The sequence below is a fragment of the Pseudomonas sp. FG98 genome (assembly GCF_057808595.1).
Map to the genome: position 1 here is coordinate 21,333 of NZ_JBMDIJ010000016.1, position 21,748 is coordinate 43,080.

At 64.3% G+C, this 21,748-nt stretch carries 18 protein-coding genes and 1 pseudogene; 9 read left to right on the forward strand and 10 right to left on the reverse strand.

What is annotated here, in order from left to right; genetic code table 11:
* Positions 1-91 precede the first annotated feature (91 nt).
* From ACODSK_RS12990 to ACODSK_RS13000, 3 genes are all read left to right on the forward strand, one after another.
* Positions 92-1,000 carry a LysR family transcriptional regulator gene (locus ACODSK_RS12990; protein WP_489016527.1) on the forward strand — a complete coding sequence of 303 codons (909 nt, stop codon included), beginning with the start codon at positions 92-94 and terminating at the stop codon, positions 998-1,000.
* 76 nt (positions 1,001-1,076) lie between these two features.
* Positions 1,077-1,250 carry a hypothetical protein gene (locus tag ACODSK_RS12995; RefSeq protein ID WP_489016528.1) on the forward strand — a complete coding sequence of 58 codons (174 nt, stop codon included), beginning with the start codon at positions 1,077-1,079 and terminating at the stop codon, positions 1,248-1,250.
* 154 nt (positions 1,251-1,404) lie between these two features.
* Positions 1,405-2,805 carry an MDR family MFS transporter gene (locus ACODSK_RS13000; RefSeq protein WP_489016635.1) on the forward strand — a complete coding sequence of 467 codons (1,401 nt, stop codon included), beginning with the start codon at positions 1,405-1,407 and terminating at the stop codon, positions 2,803-2,805.
* Here the strand turns inward: ACODSK_RS13000 and ACODSK_RS13005 are convergent, their stop codons facing one another.
* On the reverse strand, positions 2,806-3,690 hold the full coding sequence (locus ACODSK_RS13005) for a DMT family transporter (RefSeq protein ID WP_489016529.1): 885 nt from the start codon (positions 3,688-3,690) through the stop codon (positions 2,806-2,808).
* 156 nt (positions 3,691-3,846) lie between these two features.
* Positions 3,847-4,479 carry a TetR family transcriptional regulator gene (locus tag ACODSK_RS13010; protein WP_489016531.1) on the reverse strand — a complete coding sequence of 211 codons (633 nt, stop codon included), beginning with the start codon at positions 4,477-4,479 and terminating at the stop codon, positions 3,847-3,849.
* A gap of 262 nt (positions 4,480-4,741) precedes the next feature.
* Here ACODSK_RS13010 and ACODSK_RS13015 point away from each other — a divergent pair, with 262 nt between their 5' ends.
* The 5 genes from ACODSK_RS13015 (at position 4,742) to ACODSK_RS13035 (ending at position 13,162) form a co-directional block, all read left to right on the forward strand.
* Positions 4,742-5,893 carry an efflux RND transporter periplasmic adaptor subunit gene (locus ACODSK_RS13015; protein WP_489016533.1) on the forward strand — a complete coding sequence of 384 codons (1,152 nt, stop codon included), beginning with the start codon at positions 4,742-4,744 and terminating at the stop codon, positions 5,891-5,893.
* Between the two features lie 3 nt (positions 5,894-5,896).
* Positions 5,897-9,049 (forward strand): multidrug efflux RND transporter permease subunit TtgB, encoded by a 3,153-nt coding sequence (gene ttgB, locus ACODSK_RS13020; protein ID WP_489016534.1) that lies wholly within the window; start codon positions 5,897-5,899, stop codon positions 9,047-9,049.
* Positions 9,046-10,479 carry an AdeC/AdeK/OprM family multidrug efflux complex outer membrane factor gene (locus ACODSK_RS13025; protein WP_489016535.1) on the forward strand — a complete coding sequence of 478 codons (1,434 nt, stop codon included), beginning with the start codon at positions 9,046-9,048 and terminating at the stop codon, positions 10,477-10,479. The genes ttgB and ACODSK_RS13025 overlap by 4 nt, the downstream gene beginning before the upstream one ends.
* Before the next feature lie 360 nt (positions 10,480-10,839).
* Positions 10,840-12,096 (forward strand): OprD family porin, encoded by a 1,257-nt coding sequence (locus ACODSK_RS13030; protein WP_489016537.1) that lies wholly within the window; start codon positions 10,840-10,842, stop codon positions 12,094-12,096.
* A 139-nt stretch (positions 12,097-12,235) separates the two neighbouring features.
* Positions 12,236-13,162: a LysR family transcriptional regulator gene (locus ACODSK_RS13035; protein WP_489016539.1), complete on the forward strand. Its 927-nt coding sequence runs from the start codon at positions 12,236-12,238 to the stop codon at positions 13,160-13,162.
* Here the strand turns inward: ACODSK_RS13035 and ACODSK_RS13040 are convergent.
* Positions 13,159-13,848, reverse strand: coding sequence for a Crp/Fnr family transcriptional regulator (locus ACODSK_RS13040; protein ID WP_489016540.1), 690 nt, complete (start codon positions 13,846-13,848; stop codon positions 13,159-13,161). The genes ACODSK_RS13035 and ACODSK_RS13040 overlap by 4 nt on opposite strands.
* Positions 13,849-13,939: 91 nt before the next feature.
* Here ACODSK_RS13040 and ACODSK_RS13045 point away from each other — a divergent pair, with 91 nt between their 5' ends.
* On the forward strand, positions 13,940-14,464 hold the full coding sequence (locus ACODSK_RS13045; RefSeq protein ID WP_489016542.1) for an Mpo1 family 2-hydroxy fatty acid dioxygenase: 525 nt from the start codon (positions 13,940-13,942) through the stop codon (positions 14,462-14,464).
* Between the two features lie 114 nt (positions 14,465-14,578).
* On the opposite strand, the gene pcaC is transcribed toward ACODSK_RS13045, so the two are convergent.
* The 7 genes and pseudogenes from pcaC to pcaK form a co-directional block, all read right to left on the reverse strand.
* Positions 14,579-14,971: a 4-carboxymuconolactone decarboxylase gene (pcaC, locus tag ACODSK_RS13050; protein ID WP_489016543.1), complete on the reverse strand. Its 393-nt coding sequence runs from the start codon at positions 14,969-14,971 to the stop codon at positions 14,579-14,581.
* A 13-nt stretch (positions 14,972-14,984) separates the two neighbouring features.
* Positions 14,985-15,776, reverse strand: coding sequence for a 3-oxoadipate enol-lactonase (gene pcaD / locus ACODSK_RS13055; RefSeq protein WP_489016545.1), 792 nt, complete (start codon positions 15,774-15,776; stop codon positions 14,985-14,987).
* An 11-nt stretch (positions 15,777-15,787) separates the two neighbouring features.
* Positions 15,788-17,152, reverse strand: a complete 1,365-nt coding sequence (locus ACODSK_RS13060) for a 3-carboxy-cis,cis-muconate cycloisomerase (RefSeq protein WP_489016546.1) — start codon at positions 17,150-17,152, stop codon at positions 15,788-15,790.
* 46 nt (positions 17,153-17,198) lie between these two features.
* A complete protein-coding gene (locus ACODSK_RS13065; RefSeq protein ID WP_489016548.1) occupies positions 17,199-18,488 on the reverse strand; it encodes an MFS family transporter in 1,290 nt (429 codons plus the stop codon).
* Between the two features lie 122 nt (positions 18,489-18,610).
* The gene (pcaF, locus tag ACODSK_RS13070) at positions 18,611-19,816 is read right to left on the reverse strand and encodes a 3-oxoadipyl-CoA thiolase (protein WP_489016549.1); all 1,206 of its coding nucleotides are present in this window, start codon (positions 19,814-19,816) and stop codon (positions 18,611-18,613) included.
* Positions 19,813-19,950, reverse strand: a pseudogene (locus tag ACODSK_RS13075) (CoA-transferase subunit beta); the annotation flags it as partial. The pseudogene ACODSK_RS13075 and the gene pcaF, both read right to left, overlap by 4 nt.
* A gap of 209 nt (positions 19,951-20,159) precedes the next feature.
* Positions 20,160-21,506, reverse strand: a complete 1,347-nt coding sequence (gene pcaK / locus ACODSK_RS13080; RefSeq protein ID WP_330073371.1) for a 4-hydroxybenzoate transporter PcaK — start codon at positions 21,504-21,506, stop codon at positions 20,160-20,162.
* Positions 21,507-21,748: the final 242 nt, after the last annotated feature.

The following is a 21,748-nucleotide window of genomic DNA, read 5'->3' on the forward strand; positions in this document are numbered from 1 at the left end:
TGGAAAACGAATGCTCCACAGCTTAGTTGCGCGATCCAACACAAAAAATGCGATTCTTGGCCATAGTTTGTTTCTGAAACCGGACAAATCCATGGACCGTCTTACCGCAATGCGGGTCTTCGTCACCGTGGTCGATCTTGGCAGCCAGTCGGCCGCCGCCGATCACCTCGATCTGTCACGCCCAGTGATTTCCCGCTACCTGGCCGACCTGGAGAACTGGGTCGGCGCGCGCCTGATGCAGCGCACCACGCGCAAGCTGAGCCTGACCGCCGCCGGCAAGGAAACCCTGCCGCGCTGCCGGCAGATGCTGGAACTGGCCGGCGACCTGCAAGCGGCGGTCAGTACTCCCGACCAGGCGCCACGGGGCGAGTTGCGCATCAGCGTCAGCACCTCGTTCGGCCAGGCGCAGTTGCTCGACGCGATCACCGAGTACGTGCGCCGCTACCCGCAGGTAAAGATCGACCTGCAGATGCTCGACCGTACCGTCAATCTGGTGGACGAGCGCATCGACCTGGCGATCCGCACCAGCAACGATATCGATCCCAACCTGATCGCCCGGCGCCTGAGCGTCTGCCATTCGGTGATCTGTGCCTCGCCTGCCTACCTGCGCGAACACCCGACGCCGCAGGTGGTGCAGGACCTCAGCCAGCACAACTGCCTGACCCATTCCTACTTCGGCCACAGCCTCTGGCATTTCGAGGTAGAGGGCGAAAGCGTCGCGGTGCCGATCAGCGGCAATATCAGCGCCAATGAAGCACTGACCTTGCAACAGGCGACCCTCGCGGGCGCCGGCATCGCCATGCTGCCGACCTACCTGGCCTATCGGCCACTGCGTAGCGGCGAATTGATCCGCCTGTTGCCACAGGCCAGACCCAAGACCCTCAACCTCAATGCGGTCTATACCTCGCGCAAGCACATGCCGGCGACCTTGCGCAGCATGCTGGACTTCCTCGCCGAACGCTTCACCGACCAACCAGAGTGGGACCGCGACCTGCCCTGAGCAGATTGGCGAGTGCTGGACTATCCTTGTAACAGCATGTCTGTAACGACATGCGTCGATGCAGGAGGTCCGCATCATGGGCGTCAGAACAAGAAAATGCGCCGTCGTCTTCACCATTCTCGCCGTGGCCGGGCTCTATGCCACTGCTGCCTGGCGAGTGGAACAGACCCGCAACCAGCCGTGGTCGGCGGCCAGTTGTTCGCTGGCGCACTGCGTGCCGCATACGGCGACCTTGAGTGCCTTGAGATAGGGTCAGCCCGATCCTGGCAAAAGCTTCATTTTCCACGCACAGACGCTTAGCAAGCTATCGGTTAGACTGGCCCGAAAAATACAATGCCGAGCCTGCCGTGACCCTACCCCACTCTCCCACCCAACCCGCCATCCGCACCGTACTCGTCGCGTTGATGCTGGCGATCTTCCTCGGTGCCCTCGACCAGACCATCATCGCCGTGTCGATGCCGGCGATTTCCGCACAGTTCAACGATGTCGGCCTGTTGGCCTGGGTGATTTCCGGTTACATGGTGGCGATGACCGTGGCCACGCCGATCTACGGCAAGCTTGGCGACCTGTACGGCCGGCGGCGGATGATCCTCAGCGGCACGGCGATCTTCACCCTGGCCTCAGTGTTCTGTGCCCTGGCGCAGAACATGGAGCAACTGGTGCTGGCCCGGGTGATCCAGGGCATCGGCGCTGGCGGCATGGTGTCGGTGAGCCAGGCGATCCTCGGCGACCTGGTGCCGCCCCGGGAACGCGGTCGCTACCAGGGCTATTTCAGCAGCATGTATGCCGCCGCCAGCGTCGCCGGGCCAGTGCTGGGTGGCTTGCTGACCGAGTACCTGTCATGGCGCTGGGTGTTCTGGCTCAATCTGCCGCTGGGGCTGACCGCCTGGTGGGTGACGCGCAACAGCCTGCGCGGCCTGGCGACCCCGCAGCGAGCGGCGAAGGTGGACTATCCGGGGGCGCTGCTGCTGATCCTCGGCCTGACCGCCCTGCTCCTGGCCATCACCCTGATAGGCCAGGGCCACGCCTGGCATGGCCAAGCCGTGCTGGCGCTGCTGGCCACCGCGCTGTTCGGCCTGACCCTGTTCGTGCTCTACGAACGCCGCGCCCCCGAGCCGCTGTTGCCGCTGAAGCTGTTTCGCATCCGGGTCGCGGTGCTGTGCTGGTGCACCATCTTCTTCACCAGCTTCCAGGCCATCTCCCTGAGCATGCTGGTGCCCCTGCGCTACCAGAGCATCACTGGCTCCGGCGCCGACAGCGCGGCCTTGCACCTGCTGCCACTGGCCATGGGCCTGCCGATCGGCGCCTACTGCGCCGGCCGGCTGACCAATCTGACCGGACGCTTCAAGCCGCAGATCCTGTTCGGCAGCCTGCTGATGCCGCTGGCGATCGTCGGCATGGCCCTTACGCCCCCTACCTCGACGCTGCTCAGCGGTCTGTTCATGCTGCTCACCGGCATTGCCGGCGGTGCCCAGTTTCCGACCTCGCTGGTGGCGACCCAGAGCGCGGTGCAACCACAGGACATCGGCGTCGCCACCAGCACCACCAATCTGTTCCGCTCGCTCGGCGGGGCAATGGGTGTGGCGCTGATGTCGGCGCTGTTGCTGGCGATGCTGCAGGACGGCGGCTATGCCCTGGCCGGCGAGGCGCTGCTGGGCAGCCTGCGCACGGGCGAGGCCAGCCTGGCGGTGCAGGCGGAACTGTCGGTGACCTTCCGCAACCTGCTACTGGCCAGTGCCTCGATTTCGTTGCTGGGCCTGGCCGCTGCGCTGGCCCTGCCCAACCGCGAACTGCGCGGGCACTGATCAGCGTCGACGCTGCACCCAGGCCACGGCCAGGCCGCTGAGGCAGATGATGGAAATGCCGACTACGCCGTAGACGTCCGGGCTGTGGTCGAAGACCAGGTAGCCGAACATCCCGGCGAAGAGGATCTGGCCATAACTGAACGGCGCCAGCAGGGCCGGCGCCGCGTGTTTGAAGGCCGAGGTCAGGAGCATATGACCGAGCATGCCGCAGGTGCCCAGGCCGATCATGAACAGGCCGTGGGTGAAGCTCGGCAGGGTCCAGAAGAACGGCACCAGGGCGGTCATGATCAGGCTGTTGAAAATGCCGGTGAGGAAGTTGCTGGTAGTCGGGCTGTCGGTCGCGGCGAGCTTGCGGGTCAGCAACTGATAGCAGCCAAAACAGAAGGCCGAGCCCAGGGGCAGCAGGATCGCCGGGGTGAACAGCGCGCCGCCGGGGCGAATCACGATCAGCACACCGATGAAGCCCGCCGACACGGCGATCCATTGTCCACGGGTGACCCGCTCGCCCAGTAGCGGCACCGACAACGCGGTGACCATCAGGGGCGCGAGGAAGTTGACCGCCGTGGCCTCGGCCAGGGGGATATAGCGCAGGCCGGTGGTAAACAGCAGGCTGGTGCCGATCAGGCAGAGCGCCCGCGCCAGTTGCAACAGCGGCCGCCGGGTACGCACCACCGCCGACAACCCGGTGCGCGGCACGAACACCACCAGCATCAGCAGGGTGTGCACCACATAGCGCGCCCAGACCACCATGACGATGGCATAGAACCCCGACAGGTACTTGGACAGGGCGTCATGGCTGGCGAACAGCAGCACCGCCAGACAGATCAGGGCGATCCCCCGCAGCGGTTGATCGGCGCCTTTCATTGTCGGGGTCTGCGCGGTCATGTCCGGACTCGATGAAGAAAATTTAATTAGCCAGCTAAGTATCCAGAAGGAACCGAGCCTACATAATGATGACGCCGGACAGGGTGTGATCTGTCCGGCGTCCTACACTACCAACGGAATCTGGAAATACAAAGATTCACAAATGCTCACAAAACCTCAATTGCGCAGGGAGGGGCTCAAGCGCAGCATGTCCAGCCCGGCATCCGCCCAGCGCTCGGCATCGCTGAACAGGTCGAAGCTCTCCGGCAACAGCAGCCAGCGCCGGATCAGGCCATCGATATAGGCGAACAAGGCAACCGCCGCATGATCCGGGTCGAGGTCGGCCGGCAGTTGTTCACGGCGGATGGCGTTGCCCAACGAACGGGTGATGCGCTCATGACAATCGATGACCGCGCTCTGCCGCTGCACACGGATCTCGCACATCTCATCGGTGAATTCGCATTTGTGATGAAGAATTTCATTGATACGCCGCGTCTTGGGATCGCTCGCCATCTGGTGCATCAGTTGCACCAGCAACTTGCGCATGCAACCCAGCGGATCGAGTTCGTCCTCGCTCTCGCTGGCTTGCGACAAGGCGTCCAGCGGCTCTTGCAGGCTGTCGAGCAGGGCCTGGACCAACTCGGCCTTGTTATCGAAATGCCAGTAGATGGCGCCGCGGGTCACACCCGCCAGTTCGGCGATGTCCGCCAGCGTGGTGCGGGCTATCCCTCGTTTATAGAAGGCCTTTTCCGCAGCTTCGAGAATCTGGTTACGGGTTTCCTGAGCTTCCTCTTTGGTTCGACGGACCATGGCAGTACAACCTCATCAAGGGACCGGGCGCCTGCGTCCAGCGGCCGGTTTCTTAGCCGGTGCGGCCTCTGTATGGCCGCTTCCCGGACGTTCTGGTTTCGCGCCTTGCAGCATCCTGTGGCCAAGGTAGCGGGTGTTTACAAACAAGCATGAATGTAAGTATATTCCTTAGCATGCTACTTATCCAGCTGTAAGATTTTTTACCGATTTCCGATTTCAATTACTCTTGAGCGTCTTCAGCTCTTCTGACCCGAGGATCTTCATGCAATTCAAGCCAGCTGTTACCGCTCTGGTTTCCGCCGTCGCCCTGGCAACACTGCTCAGCGGCTGTAAAAAGGAAGAAGCGGCGCCCGTGGCGCAAGCTCCTCAGGTCGGCGTCGTAACCCTCCAGGCCCAACCCTATACCCTCGTCTCCGACCTGCCAGGCCGCACCACCGCGTACCGCGTCGCGGAAGTGCGTCCGCAGGTCAACGGCATCATTCTCAAGCGCCTGTTCAAGGAAGGCAGCGATGTGAAGGAAGGCCAGCAGCTGTACCAGATCGACCCGTCGGTGTACGAGGCGACCCTGGCCAGCGCCAAGGCCAACCTGCAATCGACCCGCTCGCTGTCCGACCGCTACAAGCAACTGGTCAGCGAACAGGCTGTCAGCCGCCAGGAATACGACGATGCCCAGGCCAAACGTTTGCAGGCTGAGGCCACGCTGAAGAGCGCCGAGATCGACCTGCGCTACACCAAGGTCCTCGCCCCTATCAGCGGCCGTATCGGTCGCTCCGCGGTCACCGAAGGCGCCCTGGTCAGCAACGGCCAGGCCACCGCCATGGCCACCATCCAGCAGCTCGACCCGATCTACGTCGACGTCACCCAGTCCTCCGCCGAACTGCTCAAGCTGCGTCGCGAGCTGGAAAGCGGCGCGCTGAAGAAGGTCGGTGACAACGCCGCCGAAGTCAGCCTGAAGCTGGAAGACGGCAGCGCCTACGCACAGAAAGGTCGCCTGGAGTTCTCCGAAGTCTCGGTCGACGAAACCACCGGTTCCGTGACCCTGCGCGCCGTGTTCCCCAACCCTGAGCACAACCTGCTGCCTGGCATGTTCGTCCATGCCCGCCTGAACAACGGCGTCAACGAGACCGCGATCCTCGCCCCGCAACAAGGCGTGACCCGCGACCTCAAGGGCCAGGCCACCGCCCTGGTGGTCAACAAGGACAACAAGGTCGAACTGCGTCAGCTGAAAGCCAGCCGTACCGTTGGCAACGACTGGCTGATCGAGGAAGGCCTGAATGCCGGTGACCGTCTGATCACCGAAGGCCTGCAATACGTCAAGCCAGGCGTCGAGGTGAAGGTCAGCGAAGCGACCAACGTCAAGCCTGCCCAGCCAACCCAGGCCAGTGCCGCGAGTGCAGGGGCCAAAGGGGAGTAAACCATGTCGAGATTCTTTATCGATCGCCCGATCTTCGCCTGGGTGATCGCCCTGGTGATCATGCTGGTCGGCGCGCTGTCGATCCTCAAGTTGCCGATCAACCAATACCCGAGCATCGCCCCGCCGGCGATCGCCATCGCCGTGACCTACCCGGGCGCCTCGGCGCAGACCGTGCAGGACACAGTGGTCCAGGTGATCGAGCAGCAGCTCAACGGTATCGACAACCTGCGCTATGTGTCGTCGGAAAGTAACTCCGACGGCAGCATGACCATTACCGCCACCTTCGAGCAGGGCACCAACCCCGACACCGCCCAGGTCCAGGTGCAGAACAAGCTGAACCTGGCCACCCCGCTGCTGCCGCAAGAAGTGCAGCAGCAGGGTATCCGCGTGACCAAGGCAGTGAAGAACTTCCTGTTGGTGATCGGTCTGGTGTCGGAAGACGGCAGCATGACCAAGGACGACCTGGCCAACTACATCGTCTCCAACATGCAGGACCCGATTTCGCGGACCGCCGGTGTCGGTGACTTCCAGGTCTTCGGTGCCCAGTACGCGATGCGCATCTGGCTCGACCCGGCCAAGCTGAACAAGTACCAGCTGACCCCGGTCGACGTTAAGACTGCCGTCGCCGCACAGAACGTCCAGGTGTCCTCCGGCCAGCTCGGCGGCCTGCCTGCCCTGCCCGGCACCCAGCTCAACGCCACCATCATCGGCAAGACCCGTCTGCAGACCGCCGAGCAGTTCGAGAAGATCCTGCTCAAGGTCAACCGCGACGGTTCGCAGGTGCGCCTGGGCGATGTCGCCAAGGTCGGCCTGGGCGGTGAAAACTACGCGGTCAGCGCCCAGTTCAACGGCAAGCCGGCTTCCGGCCTGGCGGTGAAACTGGCCACCGGTGCCAACGCCCTGGATACCGCCAAGGCGCTGCGCAAGACCATCTCCGACCTGGAACCCTTCTTCCCGCCAGGCATGAAGGCGGTCTTCCCCTACGACACCACTCCGGTCGTGACCGAGTCCATCAGCGGCGTGATCCACACCCTGATCGAAGCGATCGTCCTGGTGTTCCTGGTGATGTACCTGTTCCTGCAGAACTTCCGCGCCACGGTGATCACCACCATGACGGTGCCGGTGGTGTTGCTGGGTACCTTCGGCATCCTTGCCGCAGCCGGTTTCAGCATCAACACCCTGACCATGTTCGGCATGGTGCTGGCCATCGGTCTATTGGTGGACGACGCCATCGTCGTGGTGGAGAACGTCGAGCGGGTGATGTCCGAGGAAGGGCTGTCACCGAAGGAAGCGACCAAGAAATCCATGGGCCAGATCCAGGGCGCCCTGGTCGGTATCGCCCTGGTGCTCTCGGCGGTACTGTTGCCGATGGCGTTCTTCGGCGGCTCCACCGGGGTGATCTACAAGCAGTTCTCCATCACCATCGTCTCGGCCATGGCCCTGTCGGTACTGGTGGCACTGATCTTCACCCCGGCGCTCTGCGCGACCATGCTCAAGCCGCTGAAACAGGGCGAGCACCACACCGCCAAGCGCGGCTTCTTCGGCTGGTTCAACCGCAACTTCGACCGCAGCGTGCGCAGCTACGAGCGTGGCGTCGGCAACATGCTGCGGCACAAGGCACCGTACCTGCTGGCCTACCTGCTGATCGTGGTCGGCATGGTCTGGCTGTTCACCCGCATCCCTACCGCGTTCCTTCCGGAAGAAGACCAGGGCGTACTGTTCGCCCAGGTACAGACCCCGGCCGGCTCCAGTGCCGAGCGCACCCAGGTGGTGGTCGACCAGATGCGCGAGTACCTGCTGGACAAGGAAGCCGACACCGTCGCTTCGGTGTTCACCGTGACCGGCTTCAACTTCGCCGGCCGTGGCCAGAGCTCGGGCATGGCCTTCATCATGCTCAAGCCGTGGGGCGAGCGTTCCGCCGAGAACAGCGTGTTCAACCTGGCGGCCCGTGCCCAGCAGCACTTCTTCAGCTTCCGCGACGCCATGGTGTTCGCCTTCGCTCCGCCTGCGGTACTGGAGCTGGGTAACGCCACCGGTTTCGACGTGTTCCTGCAGGACCGTGCCGGTGTCGGCCACGCCAAGCTGATGGAAGCGCGCAACCAGTTCCTCGGCATGGCCGCGCAGAGCAAGATCCTCTCGGCAGTACGTCCGAACGGCCTGAACGACGAGCCGCAGTACCAGTTGACCGTCGACGACGAGCGCGCCAGTGCCCTGGGCGTAACCATCGCCGATATCAACAACACCCTGTCGATCGCCCTCGGCGCCAGCTACGTCAACGACTTCATCGACCGCGGTCGGGTCAAGAAGGTCTACATCCAGGGCGAAGCCTCGTCGCGGATGAGTCCGGAAGACCTGCAGAAGTGGTTCGTGCGCAACGCCGCCGGCGAGATGGTGCCGTTCTCGGCCTTCGCCCATGGCGAGTGGAGCTACGGTTCGCCGAAGCTGTCGCGCTACAACGGCGTCGAGGCGGTGGAAATCCTCGGTGCGCCAGCCCCTGGCTACAGTACCGGTGAAGCCATGGCCGAAGTCGAGCGCATCGCCGCGCAACTGCCGGCGGGTATCGGCTACTCCTGGACCGGCCTGTCCTACGAGGAGCGCCTGTCGGGCTCCCAGGCACCGGCGCTGTACGCCCTGTCGCTGCTGATGGTGTTCCTCTGCCTGGCGGCGCTGTACGAAAGCTGGTCGATCCCGATCGCGGTGATGCTCGTGGTACCACTGGGGATCATCGGTGCGCTGCTGGCCACCAGCCTGCGCGGGCTGTCCAACGACGTGTACTTCCAGGTGGGCCTGTTGACCACCATCGGCCTGGCGGCGAAGAACGCCATCCTGATCGTCGAGTTCGCCAAGGAACTGCACGAGCAGGGTCGTAGCCTGATCGACGCGGCGATCGAGGCGTGCCGCATGCGTCTGCGTCCGATCATCATGACCTCGCTGGCCTTCATCCTCGGCGTAGTACCCTTGGCTATCGCCTCCGGCGCCGGCTCGGGCAGCCAGCACGCCATTGGTACTGGTGTGATCGGCGGCATGCTGACCGCCACCATCCTGGCGATCTTCTGGGTACCGCTATTCTTCGTGAGCGTGTCGTCGTGGTTCGGCAGCAAGAAGCCGGAAGAAGACGCCACTCCTGCAACCCAACAACCTGAGGCTGGGCAATGACCAAGTCCCTGTTATCCCTGGCGGTCACCGCGTTCATCCTCGGTGGATGCTCGCTGATCCCCGACTACAAGACCCCTGAGTCGCCGGTGGCGGCCCAGTGGCCGGCCGGTCCGGCGTACTCGCCGACCGAGTCGGCCCAGGTCGCGGCGGCCGAGCAAGGCTGGCGCCAGTTCTTCCATGACCCGGCGCTGCAGCAACTGATCCAGAGCTCGCTGGAAAACAACCGCGACCTGCGTGTCGCGGCGCTGAACATCGACGCCTACCGCGCGCAGTACCGCATCCAGCGCGCCGACCTGTTCCCGGCGGTCTCGGCAACGGCCAGCGGCACACGCCAACGTACCCCGGCAGACATGTCGACCACCGGCGAGTCCAGCATCAGCAGCCAGTACTCGGCCACCGTCGGCGTCAGCGCCTACGAGCTGGACCTGTTCGGCCGCGTGCGCAGCCTCAGCGAGCAGGCCCTGGAAACCTACCTGTCCAGCGAACAGGCGCGCCGTTCGACGCAGATCGCCCTGGTGGCCAGCGTCGCCAACGCCTATTACACCTGGCAGGCCGACCAGGCCCTGCTCAAGCTGACCGGCGAGACCCTCAAGACCTACGAGGAAAGCTTCAAGCTGACCCAGCGCAGCGCCGATGTCGGCGTGTCCTCCGCCCTCGACCTGAGCCAGTCACGCACCGCCGTCGAAGGCGCGCGGGTCAAGCTGGCGCAGTACCAGCGCCTGGTCGCCCAGGACCTCAACAGCCTGACCCTGCTGGTCGGCGCCGGCCTGCCGGGCAACCTGCCGGCGGCCATGCCGCTGGATGGCGACGTGCTGGCAGAGATGCCGGCCGGCCTGCCGTCGGACCTGCTGACCCGGCGTCCGGACATCATCGAAGCCGAGCACCTGCTGAAAGCGGCCAACGCCAATATCGGCGCAGCCCGTGCGGCGTTCTTCCCGCGCATCAGCCTGACCGCCAACGCCGGGACCCTGAGCCCGGACATGGACGGCCTGTTCAAGGGTGGCTCGGGCACCTGGCTGTTCCAGCCGTCGATCAGCCTGCCGATCTTCAATGCCGGCGCGCTCAAGGCCAGCCTGGATTACTCGAAGATCCAGAAGGACATCAACGTCGCCAAGTACGAAAAGACCATCCAGACCGCCTTCCAGGAAGTCTCCGATGGCCTCGCCGCGCGTCAGACCTACAGCCAGCAGCTGCAGGCCCAGCGCGACCTGGTCGCCGCCAACCAGGACTACTACCGCCTGGCCGAGCGTCGCTACCGCATCGGCGTCGACAGCAACCTGGTGTTCCTCGATGCCCAGCGCAACCTGTTCAGTGCCCAGCAATCGCTGATCACCGACCGGCTGTCGCAGTTGGTCAGTGAGGTGAACCTGTACAAGTCGCTGGGTGGCGGCTGGTATGAGAAGACCGGCGATGCCCAGGCTTCGCGTTGATGCAGTAAAGCTGTGAACAAGAGCCCACCTTCCCGGTGGGCTTTTTACTGGTGTTCACTTGAGGGCCTCATCGCCGGCAACGCCGGCTCCCACAATGTCCGCAGTGGAGCAGCAACCTGTGGGAGCCGGCGTTGCCGGCGATGAGGACCTAAAATCCAGTACGAAATAAAACTAACCATTCAGTTAGTGTTCGATTATCGCCCAATACCGCCTGTAACGAATTGATTCACCCCCTCCCCTCACAGCACCATCCTCCTGCCGCTTGTCCCCAAGCACACCCCAAAAGCACGCAACCCGGCCTGTGACCCTTTTCAGTCACAGCGGATGGTTTCGGCTTACATAAAAACAAGAGATACATCGATGAAGAACACTCCGCACAAAGCACGACACCTGCTTCCCGGCTTTATCGCACTGACCTGCGCTGTCCCCGCCATGGCCGCCGAAAGCGGTTTCCTGGAGGACGCCAAGGCCAACCTCAACCTGCGCAACTTCTACATCAACCGCAATTTCGTCGATCCGGCCAACGCCCAGGGCAAGGGCGAGGAATGGACCCAGAGCTTCATCCTCGACGCCAAGTCCGGCTTCACCCAGGGCACCGTCGGCTTCGGTGTCGATGTGCTCGGCCTTTACTCGGTCAAGCTCGATGGCGGCAAAGGCACCGCCGGCACCCACCTGCTGCCGGTGCATGACGACGGCCGCCCGGCCGATGATTTCGGTCGCCTCGGTGTGGCCCTGAAAGCCAAGGTCTCGAAGACCGAAGTGAAGGTCGGCGAGTGGATGCCGGTGCTGCCGATCCTGCGTTCCGACGACGGTCGCTCGCTGCCGCAGACCTTCCGCGGTGGCCAGGTGACGTCCAACGAAATCGACGGCCTGACCCTCTACGCCGGCCAGTTCCGTGCCAACAGCCCACGCAACGACGCGAGCATGGAAGACATGTTCATGAACGGCAAAGCGGCCTTCACCTCGGACCGCTTCAACTTTGCCGGCGGCGAATTCACCTTCAATGAAAAGCGCACCATGGTCGGCCTGTGGAACGCGCAACTGAAGGACATCTACCAACAGCAATACATCAACCTGACCCATAGCCAGCCCGTGGGCGACTGGACCCTGGGCGCCAACCTCGGCTACTTCCTCGGCAAGGAAGACGGCTCGGCCCGCGCCGGCGACCTCGACAACCGCACCGCCTCGGCCATGCTCTCGGCCAAGTACGGTGGCAACACCTTCTATGTCGGCCTGCAAAAGGTCAGCGGCGACGACCTGTGGTTCCGGGTCAACGGCACCAGCGGCGGCACCCTGGCCAACGACAGCTACAACTCCAGCTTCGACAACGCCAAGGAACGCTCCTGGCAGGTGCGTCACGACTACAACTTCGCCGCCCTCGGCGTGCCCGGCCTGACCCTGATGAACCGCTACATCAAGGGTGACAACGTGCACACCGCGACAGTCGACGACGGCAAGGAATGGGCACGGGAGTCGGAACTGGCCTACGTGGTCCAGTCCGGCACCTTCAAGAACCTGTCGATGAAATGGCGCAACTCCAACATGCGCCGCGATTTCAGCACCAACTCGTTCGACGAGAACCGTCTGATCATCAGCTATCCGTTCAGCCTTCTGTGATCCTTTGGGCGACGGCGGCCCTCTCTCGTCGTCGCCCGTTTTCTTATGCGATCCAGCGCTTACCCGACAAGAATTCATTCTTGGACGAAATAAGCGCTTACATTTACAACACCGGTTTTATGCACCACCGGTAACGTTCATGGATCTCCGCCAACTGCGCTATTTCATTGCGCTCAACGACCATCGCAGCTTCGTCCGCGCCGCCGAAGCCATGGGCATCACCCAACCCGCCTTCAGCCGCAGCATCCAGGGCCTGGAACAGGAATTCGGCTGCGTCCTGGTCGACCGCGGCAACAAGGACCTGCGCCCTACCCCCGAAGGTCAGATGGTCCTGCAACACGCCTTGCGCCTGGTCCAGGGCGCCAACCAGCTGAGCCACGACGTGCTGCGCATGACCAAGCTCGATGCCGGCGAACTGCATTTCGGCTCGGGCCCCGCTCCCGCCGTGGACCTGGTACCAAGGGCGCTGACCAGCTTCCTCAAGGCCCATCCCCGGGTGCAGACCCACCTTCGGGTGGACAACTGGGAAAACCTCAGCCGCGCACTGAGCCGCGAGGAAGTCGAGTTTTTCATCGCCGATATCCGTCATTTCGAAGCCGATCCCAACTTCCAGACCCAAGCACTGCGGCCCCGCCGCGGCCTGTTCTTCTGCCGCCCCGGACACCCGCTGCTGGCCAAGGACAGCCTGTCCACCAACGACCTGTTCGACTATCCGCTGGCCACCCCGCAGATCCTTCCCGGCGCACGCAAGCTGCTGGCCAACCTCAGCGGCAAGACCGACTTCTCGCCCCAGGTGCAGACCGAGCACCTGCCGACCTTGCTGAAAGTGGTGCTGGACAGCAATGCCATCGGCATCGGCCCGGAAGAAGCCTTCGCCAACGAAATCCGCAGCGGAGAGCTGGTGGAACTGCACTGGCGCAACCTGCCGGTCAACCCGGAAAGCCTGAATGCCCGCTGCGGCATCGTCAGCCGCAGCGGCTATCGGCTGTCGCCGGCGGCACGGGCAATGATCGACACGCTGGTCGCCCTGGATCGTCAGCCGCTGGAGCAAGCCGCAGCGGTCTAGCCCTGCGCCAGGCGCTCCAGGCGCGCGCTGTCGACGATCTCGATCTCGCCATAGCTCAGGCGCACCGCGCCCTCCTGCTCCAGGGCCTTGAGGATCTGGTTGGTGGTCTGCCGCGACAGCGACAGCATCAAGGCCAACTGCTCCTGGGACAGTTGCAGCACCCGCCGCGCGCCATCCACTTCGCCGTAGCCGGCAGCCATCTGCAACAGGCGGAACGCCACCCGCGGCGCTGCGCCCTTGAGGCTCTGCTGCTCCAGGGCGACGAACGCCAGGCGCAGCTTGTGGCTCATCAACAGGGCGAACTCGCGCCAGTAACCGGGCTGGCGTTCGAGCAGCGCCAGCAAGGTCGCCTGCGGCACCCGCAGCAGCCGGGTCAGGCCCTCGGCGAAGGCATCGTGGGTGCGCGGCTGGCCGTCGAACAGGCAGATCTCGCCGAACCAGTGCGGCGCCTCGATCAGGGTCAGCAGCGCCTCCTTGCCCTCGGCACTCACCGCACCGATGCGGATCGCCCCGGACAGCACCGCGTAGATCCCGCACGGCGCATCGCCGCGCTGGAACAGGCGCTCGCCGGCTGCCAGGCTGAGCGGGCGGGCGGCGGCCAGCAGATCGTCCTGCAAGGCGGGCGACAGTTGGCGGAACCAGTGACCGTGTTGCAAGTGTTCACGCCAGGCGTGGGCTTCGTTCATCCGTGGCCTCGAAAGCGACTCTGTCGGGTGGCCGACAGACTGGGTCAGGTCCGCGCGGCATGCTGGGGGCATCACGAACGGAGGAACAACAATGAAAAACCTCGTTGAACATTTGAGTCAATATGCCAGCTACCACCGTGACCCACGCAATATCGCCACCCACTTCGTCGGCATCCCGATGATCGTGGTGGCGGTCACCGTGCTGCTGTCGCGGCCGGGTATCGAGCTGGGCGGTTTGTGGGTGTCTCCGGCCTTGCTGGTGGCGTTGGCGTCGATGTGGTTCTACCTGAGGCTGAGCCTGAAGCTCGGGCTGCTGATGAGCGCCTTGCTGGCGCTATGCCTGTGGGCTGGCAAGGGCTTCGCCGTGCAAAGCACCGGGGTGTGGCTGGGGGCAGGACTGGGGTTGTTCCTGGTTGGCTGGGTGATCCAGTTCGTCGGGCACTACTACGAGGGGCGCAAGCCGGCGTTCGTCGACGATATCAGCGGGCTGATCGTCGGGCCGTTGTTCGTGGTGGCGGAGCTGGCGTTCATGCTCGGGCTGTTGCCGGAGTTGAAGGCGGCGGTGGAGCGGAATGCCGGGCCGGTAGTGTTGAGGGAGAAGAAAGCGGCGGCCTGATGCCGTTGTGTGTGATTTGAGGACCTCATCGCTGGCAATGCCAGCTCCCACAGGGTTCTGCGGTGCATGCAAAACCTGTGGGAGCCGGCGTTGCCGGCGATGAGGCCCTTAAGCTCAGCCCCGGGACTCGACCCCAAGCTCATCCCACACCGACTCCGCCAGGTGGAAGGTGGCATTGGCCGCCGGGATACCGCAGTAGATCGCGCTCTGCATCAGCACTTCCTTGATCTCGTCGCGGGTCACGCCGTTGTTGGCGGCGGCGCGCAGGTGCAGCTTCAACTCTTCGTTGCGGTTCATGCCGATCAGCATGGCGATGGTGATCAGGCTGCGGGTGTGCCGCGGCAGGCCCGGACGGGTCCAGATATCGCCCCAGGCATGACGGGTGATCATTTCCTGGAACTCGCTGTTGAACTCGGTCAGGTTGGTCAGGCTGCGGTCGACATGGGTATCGCCCAGCACCGCGCGACGCACCTGCATGCCAGCGTCGTAACGTTGTTTCTCATCCACGGAATACAGCTCCTCAACGGGCCAGCAGGAAATCGATGACGCGGCGGCTGAACGGCTCGCCCACTTCGACGTTGGACAGGTGCGCGGCCTGGAACTCGGCGTATTCGGCGCCGGCCACGTGCTCCTGGATGAACAGGCTGCCGGACGGCGGGGTCACCGCGTCGGCAGTACCGGCGATGACCAGCAGCGGCGCCTTGATCTCGCCCAACTGATCACGGAAGTCGGCATCACGCACCGCCGCGCAGTTGGCCGCATAGCCTTCCGGCGAGGTGGCGGCGAGCATATCGGTGATGCGCTTGGCCGACTCCGGATTGGCTTCGGAGTACGCCGGGGTGAACCAGCGGGCGATGGAGGCATCGCGCAGGCCGACCATGGCCGCCTCGCGGTCACGCAGCACGGTTTCGATACGCGGGTTCCACACTTCCGGCGAAGCGATCTTCGCTGCGGTGTTGCAGACGATCAGGCGATTCAGGCGCTCGGGGGCATTGATGCCCAGCCACTGGCCGATCAGGCCGCCCATGGACAGGCCGCAGAAATGCGCCTTGTCGATGTTCAGGGCGTCCAGCAGGGCGACGACATCGCGGCCCAGTTGCTCGATGCTGTACGGGCCCTCGGTGACCAGCGACTGGCCATGGCCACGGGTGTCGTAGCGCAGCACGCGGAAGTGCGCGGTGAAGGCCGGGATCTGGGTGTCCCACATGTGCAGGTTGGTGCCCAGCGAGTTGGACAGCACCAGTACCGGTGCGCCTTCAGGACCTTCGAGCTGGTAATTCAGTACGCCATCGGCGAGTTGTACGCTTCCCACAGCAGCCTCCTTCAGGCTTTGAATCGTTGATGTTCGGCCACTGCGCGCTCGACCCAGGCCTTGGCCTGGCCGAGATAGTTGGCCGGGTCGAGCAGGCGGTCGAGTTCGTCGGCGGAGAGTTCCGCAGTCACCTGGGCATCGTCGCCGAGCACGGCGCGCAGGTGACGTTGTTCGGCCACTGCACGCTTGCAGCAAGCTTCCAGCAGATGGTGCGCATGGTCGCGGCCGAGGCGCTGGGCGAGGACAATGCTCACCGCTTCGGCCAGCACCAGGCCCTGGGTCAGGTCGAGGTTGCGGCGCATGCGCTCGGCATCCACTTCCAGGCCCTCGGCGATGATCCGCGCCTGGCGCAATGCACCAGAGACCAGGCAGCAGATTTCCGGCAGGGTTTCCCATTCGGCGTGCCACAGGCCGAGGCTGCGCTCGTGCTCCTGGGGCATGGCCGAGTACAGCGTGGCGATCAGCCCGGGGACGCGGGTGGCGGCGCCGATCAGCACGGCGGCGCCCACCGGGTTGCGCTTGTGCGGCATGGTCGAGGAACCGCCCTTGCCCGGCGCCGAAGGTTCGAAGACTTCTCCGGCCTCGGTCTGCATCAGCAGGCTGATATCCCGGCCCATCTTGCCCAGGCTGCCGGCGACCAGGCCGAGCACCGAGGCGAACTCGACAAGGCGGTCGCGCTGGGTGTGCCAGGGTTGTTCCGGCAGGCTCAGCTTGAGTTGATCGGCCAGGGCCTCGGCGATCGGCAGGGCTTTGTCACCCAGCGCCGCGAGAGTGCCGGAGGCGCCGCCGAATTGCAGGGTCAGCAGGCGCGGCTTGAGCTCGTTCAGACGCTGGCGGCTGCGGTCGAGGGCGCCGAGCCAGCCGGCGATCTTCATGCCCAGGGTCACCGGCGTGGCATGCTGCAGCCAGGTGCGCCCGGCCAGCGGGGTGTCGGCATGGGCGGCCGCCTGCTGGGCCAGGGTGTCGGTCAGTTGCGCCAGTTCACCCTCGATCAGGCCCAGAGCGTCGCGTAGTTGCAGGACCAGCCCGGTGTCCATCGCGTCCTGGCTGGTGGCGCCCAGGTGCACATAACGCTCGGCCTCGGGCACGCCACTGGCGATCACCTTGCCCAGCGCCTTGACCAGCGGGATCGCCGAGTTGCCGGCAATGCCGATGGCCTCGGCGAGGGCGGCGAAGTCGTAGCGCTCGGCCTGGCAGGCCATCTCGATCGGCGCCACCACCACCGCCGGGATCACCCCGACGGCCGCTTCGGCACGGGCCAGTGCGGCTTCGAAATCGAGCATGCCCTGGACGCGGCCACGGTCGGAAAAGATCTCGCGCATGTCCGGCGCAGTGAAGTAGGCATCGAACAACTGGTTGCCCGGGCGTGGGGTCATGACAGGTCCTTGAAAAAGGCGCGCCCGTCGAGGGCGCGCCGGCAGGTCAATGATCGTGGTGCAGGTACGCCGCCTGCTTCGGCAGGCGCAGGCTGAACAGGAAGGCGATGGCCATCATCGCGGTAACGTACCAGTAAAACGCGTTTTCCATCTGGATCGACTTCAGGCTCAGGGCGACGAATTCCGCCGAGCCGCCGAACACCGCGTTGGCCACCGCATAGGCGAGTCCGACACCCAGTGCACGCACCTGCGGCGGGAACATCTCGGCTTTCACCAGGCCGCTGATCGAGGTGTAGAAACTGACGATGGCCAGGGCCAGGGTGATCAGCACGAAGGCCATGAACGGGCTGCTCACGGTTTTCAGCGCCATCAGGATCGGCACGGTGAACAGCGTGCCCAGGGCCCCGAACAGCAGCATCGAGTTGCGCCGACCGATGCGGTCGGAAAGCATGCCGAACAGCGGCTGCATGCACATGTACAGGAACAGCGCGCCGGTCATCACCAGGCTGGCGGTCTTGGCGCTCATCCCGGCGGTGTTCACCAGGTATTTCTGCATGTAGGTGGTGAAGGTGTAGAAGATCAGCGAACCGCCAGCGGTATAGCCGAGCACGGTGACAAAGGCGGCGGTGTGATGGCGGAACAGCCCGGCGATGCTGCCGGCTTCCTTGTCGTTACGGGTTTCGGCGCTGCTGGTTTCTTCCAGCGAGCGACGTAGCAACAGCGAGATCACCGCGGCAATGGCACCGATCACGAACGGAATCCGCCAGCCCCAGGCGCGCAGCTCCTCTTCGCTGAGCACCTGCTGCAGGATCACCACCACCAGTACCGCCAGCAACTGGCCGCCGATCAGCGTCACGTACTGGAACGAGGCGAAGAAACCACGCTGGCCACGCAGGGCCACTTCACTCATGTAGGTCGCGGTGGTGCCGTATTCGCCCCCCACCGACAGCCCCTGGAACAGCCGCGCCATCAGCAGCAGCGCCGGGGCCATCACGCCGATGCTGGCGTAGGTCGGCAAACAGGCGATCACCAGGGATCCGGCGCACATCATCAGCACCGAGATCATCATCGAATTCTTGCGGCCATGACGGTCGGCGATACGGCCGAACAGCCAGCCACCGATCGGGCGCATCAAAAAGCCCGCGGCGAACACACCGGCGGTATTGAGCAATTGCACCGTGGGATCGTCGGAGGGGAAAAACGCGGGGGCAAAGTAGATGGCACAGAAGGCATAGACGTAGAAGTCGAACCATTCGACCAGGTTGCCCGAGGAGGCACCGACGATGGCGAAGATGCGTTTGCTGCGTTCTTCGCCGGTGTAATAGCTTGAGGTCATGACTGCATACTCCTGGAGGGTCTAACTGAGTCTAGACACACTCAGTAACACTCTCGTTCCACACGACAATCACCCCGGACAGCCGGCCTTGCGTGGAGGCCGCCCATCCGGGGTCATTGGTTTTACACGCGCTCGATGGCCAGGGCGAGGCCTTGGCCGACGCCGACGCACATGGTCGCCAGACCTTTGCGGCCGCCGGATTTCTCCAGTTGATGCAGGGCGGTCAGGATCAACCGCGCGCCGCTCATGCCCAGCGGGTGGCCGAGGGCGATGGCGCCGCCGTTCGGGTTGACCTGGGGTGCATCATCGGCCAGGCCGAGACCGCGCAGCACGGCCAGACCCTGGCTGGCGAAGGCTTCATTGAGTTCGATCACATCGAAGTCGGACACTGCCAGGCCCAGCCGCTCGGTGAGTTTCAGCACCGCCGGCACCGGGCCGATGCCCATCACCCGTGGCGCCACACCGGCACTGGCCATGCCCAGCACGCGGGCGCGCGGGGTCAGGCCGTGTTTCTTCACCGCTTCGGCAGAAGCGAGGATCATCGCCGCCGCACCATCGTTGACGCCCGAGGCGTTGCCGGCGGTGACGGTCTTGTCCGGACCGTTGACCGGCTTCAGCTTGGTCAGGGCTTCGAGGGTGGTCTCGGCGCGCGGGTGCTCGTCCTGTTCGACGATGGTCTCGCCCTTCTTGTGGGCGATGCGTACCGGCACGATCTCTTCGGCGAAGAAGCCGGCGGCCTGGGCCGCGGCGGTACGCTGCTGGCTGCGCAGGGCGAAGGCGTCCTGGTCGGCGCGGGAGACGTTGTAGTCGTCCGCCACGTTGTCGGCGGTCTGCGGCATGGCATCGACGCCGTACTGGGCCTTCATCAGCGGGTTGATGAAACGCCAGCCGATGGTGGTGTCTTCCAGTTTCATGTTGCGCGAGTAGGCGGTGTCGGCCTTGCCCATGACGAACGGAGCACGGGACATCGACTCGACGCCGCCGGCGATCGCCAGCTCCATCTCGCCGCTGGCGATGGCACGGAAGGCGGTGCCCACCGCGTCCATGCCCGAGGCGCACAGGCGGTTGAGGGTCACGCCCGGCACGCTGTCCGGCAGGCCGGCCAGCAGCAGCGCCATGCGCGCCACGTTGCGGTTGTCTTCACCGGCCTGGTTGGCGCAGCCGAGGAACACTTCGTCGATCTGCTCCCACTGCACGGACGGGTTGCGCTCGATCAGCGCCTTCAGCGGCACCGCGGCGAGGTCGTCGGCGCGCACGCCGGCCAGGCCACCGCCGAAACGGCCGATAGGGGTGCGAATCGCGTCGCAGATGAATACGTCACGCATCATGCTTCTCCTGGTGCCTGGCCGAAGGCCTTGGCGGTAAGGGTTTCAAGGTCGCGCAGGGCGGCGTCGGCGAAACGGATCGCCCAGCCGGTGGCGGCGACGGTATGGGATGAGATTAAGGCGGGGATGGGGGCGGTTCAATCCGATAATCGGCATAGCGTTCGGTTATCGAACGGATTGTTAGACTGTTAATGGATAGGTTTTGCTGTGTTCTCTAGGCCCCATCGCTGGCAACGCCAGCTCCCACAAGGTTTTTCGGTCGGTCGCAAAATCCGCGCCCTACACAACACCTGTGGGAGCTGGCGTTGCCAGCGATGGGGCCATCAGCAGCGATGCAAGTCAGCGATCAGGTCGCATCAGCGTGGCTCACCATGCCCTTGACGATCACCGCCACGGTAGCCAGGCCTGCCGGAATCACCAGCGCCGTCAGCACCTGTTCGAAGTTCCAGCCCAGACCCAGCAGGGTCGCGCCCATCCAGGCGCCGAGAATCGCGCCGAAACGGCCGATCCCGAGCATCCACGAGACGCCGGTCGCACGGCCCTGGGTCGGGTAGAAACGCGCCGCCAGCGACGGCATCGCCGATTGCGCCCCGTTGACGCACATCCCGGCGATCAGCACCAGGGTCGCCAGCAGGGTGATGTTGCCCAGGCTCTGCCCTACCGCGTAGGCGAACACCCCGGCCAGCAGGTAGAAAGTGCCGATGACCTTGTGCGGATTGAAGCGGTCCATGGCCCAGCCCACTGCCACCGCGCTAAGCACGCCGCCGAACTGGAACAGCGCGCCGATAAAGGCGGCCTGCTCCATGCTCGCGCCGCTGTCACGCATCAGGGTTGGCAGCCAGCTGGTCAGCAGATAGACGATGACCAGGCCCATGAAGTAGGTCAGCCACAGCAGCAGGGTGCCGACGCTGTAGGTGCCGGAGAAGATCACCGCCAGCACGTTGCGGCTCTTGACGGTCTTTTGCTCCGGCACGCTGAAGCTGCTGGCCTGGGCGACGATGTTCGGTTCGATCGGGGCCAGGGTCTTGCGGATCTTGTCGACGCCACGGTTGCGCACCACCAGGAAACGCGCCGACTCCGGCAGCCACACCATCAACACCACCACCAGCAACAGCGGCAGCAGGCCGCCGATCAGCAGCAGGCTGTGCCAGCCGTAGGCCGGGATCAGCTTGGCGGAAATGAAACCGCCGCCGGCCATGCCCAGGTTGAAGCCGCAGAACATGCTGGTCACCAGCAACGACTTGAGGCGCTCCGGGGTGTATTCGGAGAGCAGCGTGGTGGCATTGGGCATGCCGGCGCCAAGGCCCAGGCCGGTCAGGAAGCGCAGCACCAGCAACTGGTCGACGTTGGTGGCATAGGCCGACGCCAGGCTGAAGGCACCGAACAGCAACACCGCGCCGACCAGCACCACCTTGCGCCCGAAACGGTCAGCCAGCGGGCCGGAGCCCAGGGCGCCGAAGACCATGCCGATCAATGCGGCGCTCATTACCGGGCCGAGGCTGGCGCGGTCGATACCCCAGTCCTGGGACAGCGCCGGGGCGATGAAGCCCATGGCCGCGGTATCCAGGCCGTCGAGGAAGACGATAAGGAAGCAGAGGATCACTACCCGCCATTGGTAACGCGACAACGGCTGGGCATTGATAAAGGACTGGACGTCCAGGGGTGTTCCGATAGCAGCGTGCGGACTGTTCATTATTGTTATCCGGATATGGACGCGCAGGCGCGAGCCGACGCGCGCGTCGAGGCAAAGACGATCAGTAAAGCGGAGAAGGTGGAACTAGCCAGCGCGTCGTCGGTGCGGAGACGGACGGCTGCAGAAGGATGTGCGGGTCATGGGACTTTGCCTCTCGCTCATTATTATTTACGGACGGGTCAAGCCGACCGTTGCGAGGGACATTAATCAGGGCCGTTCAGTGGTGCAATTCGATAAACGCA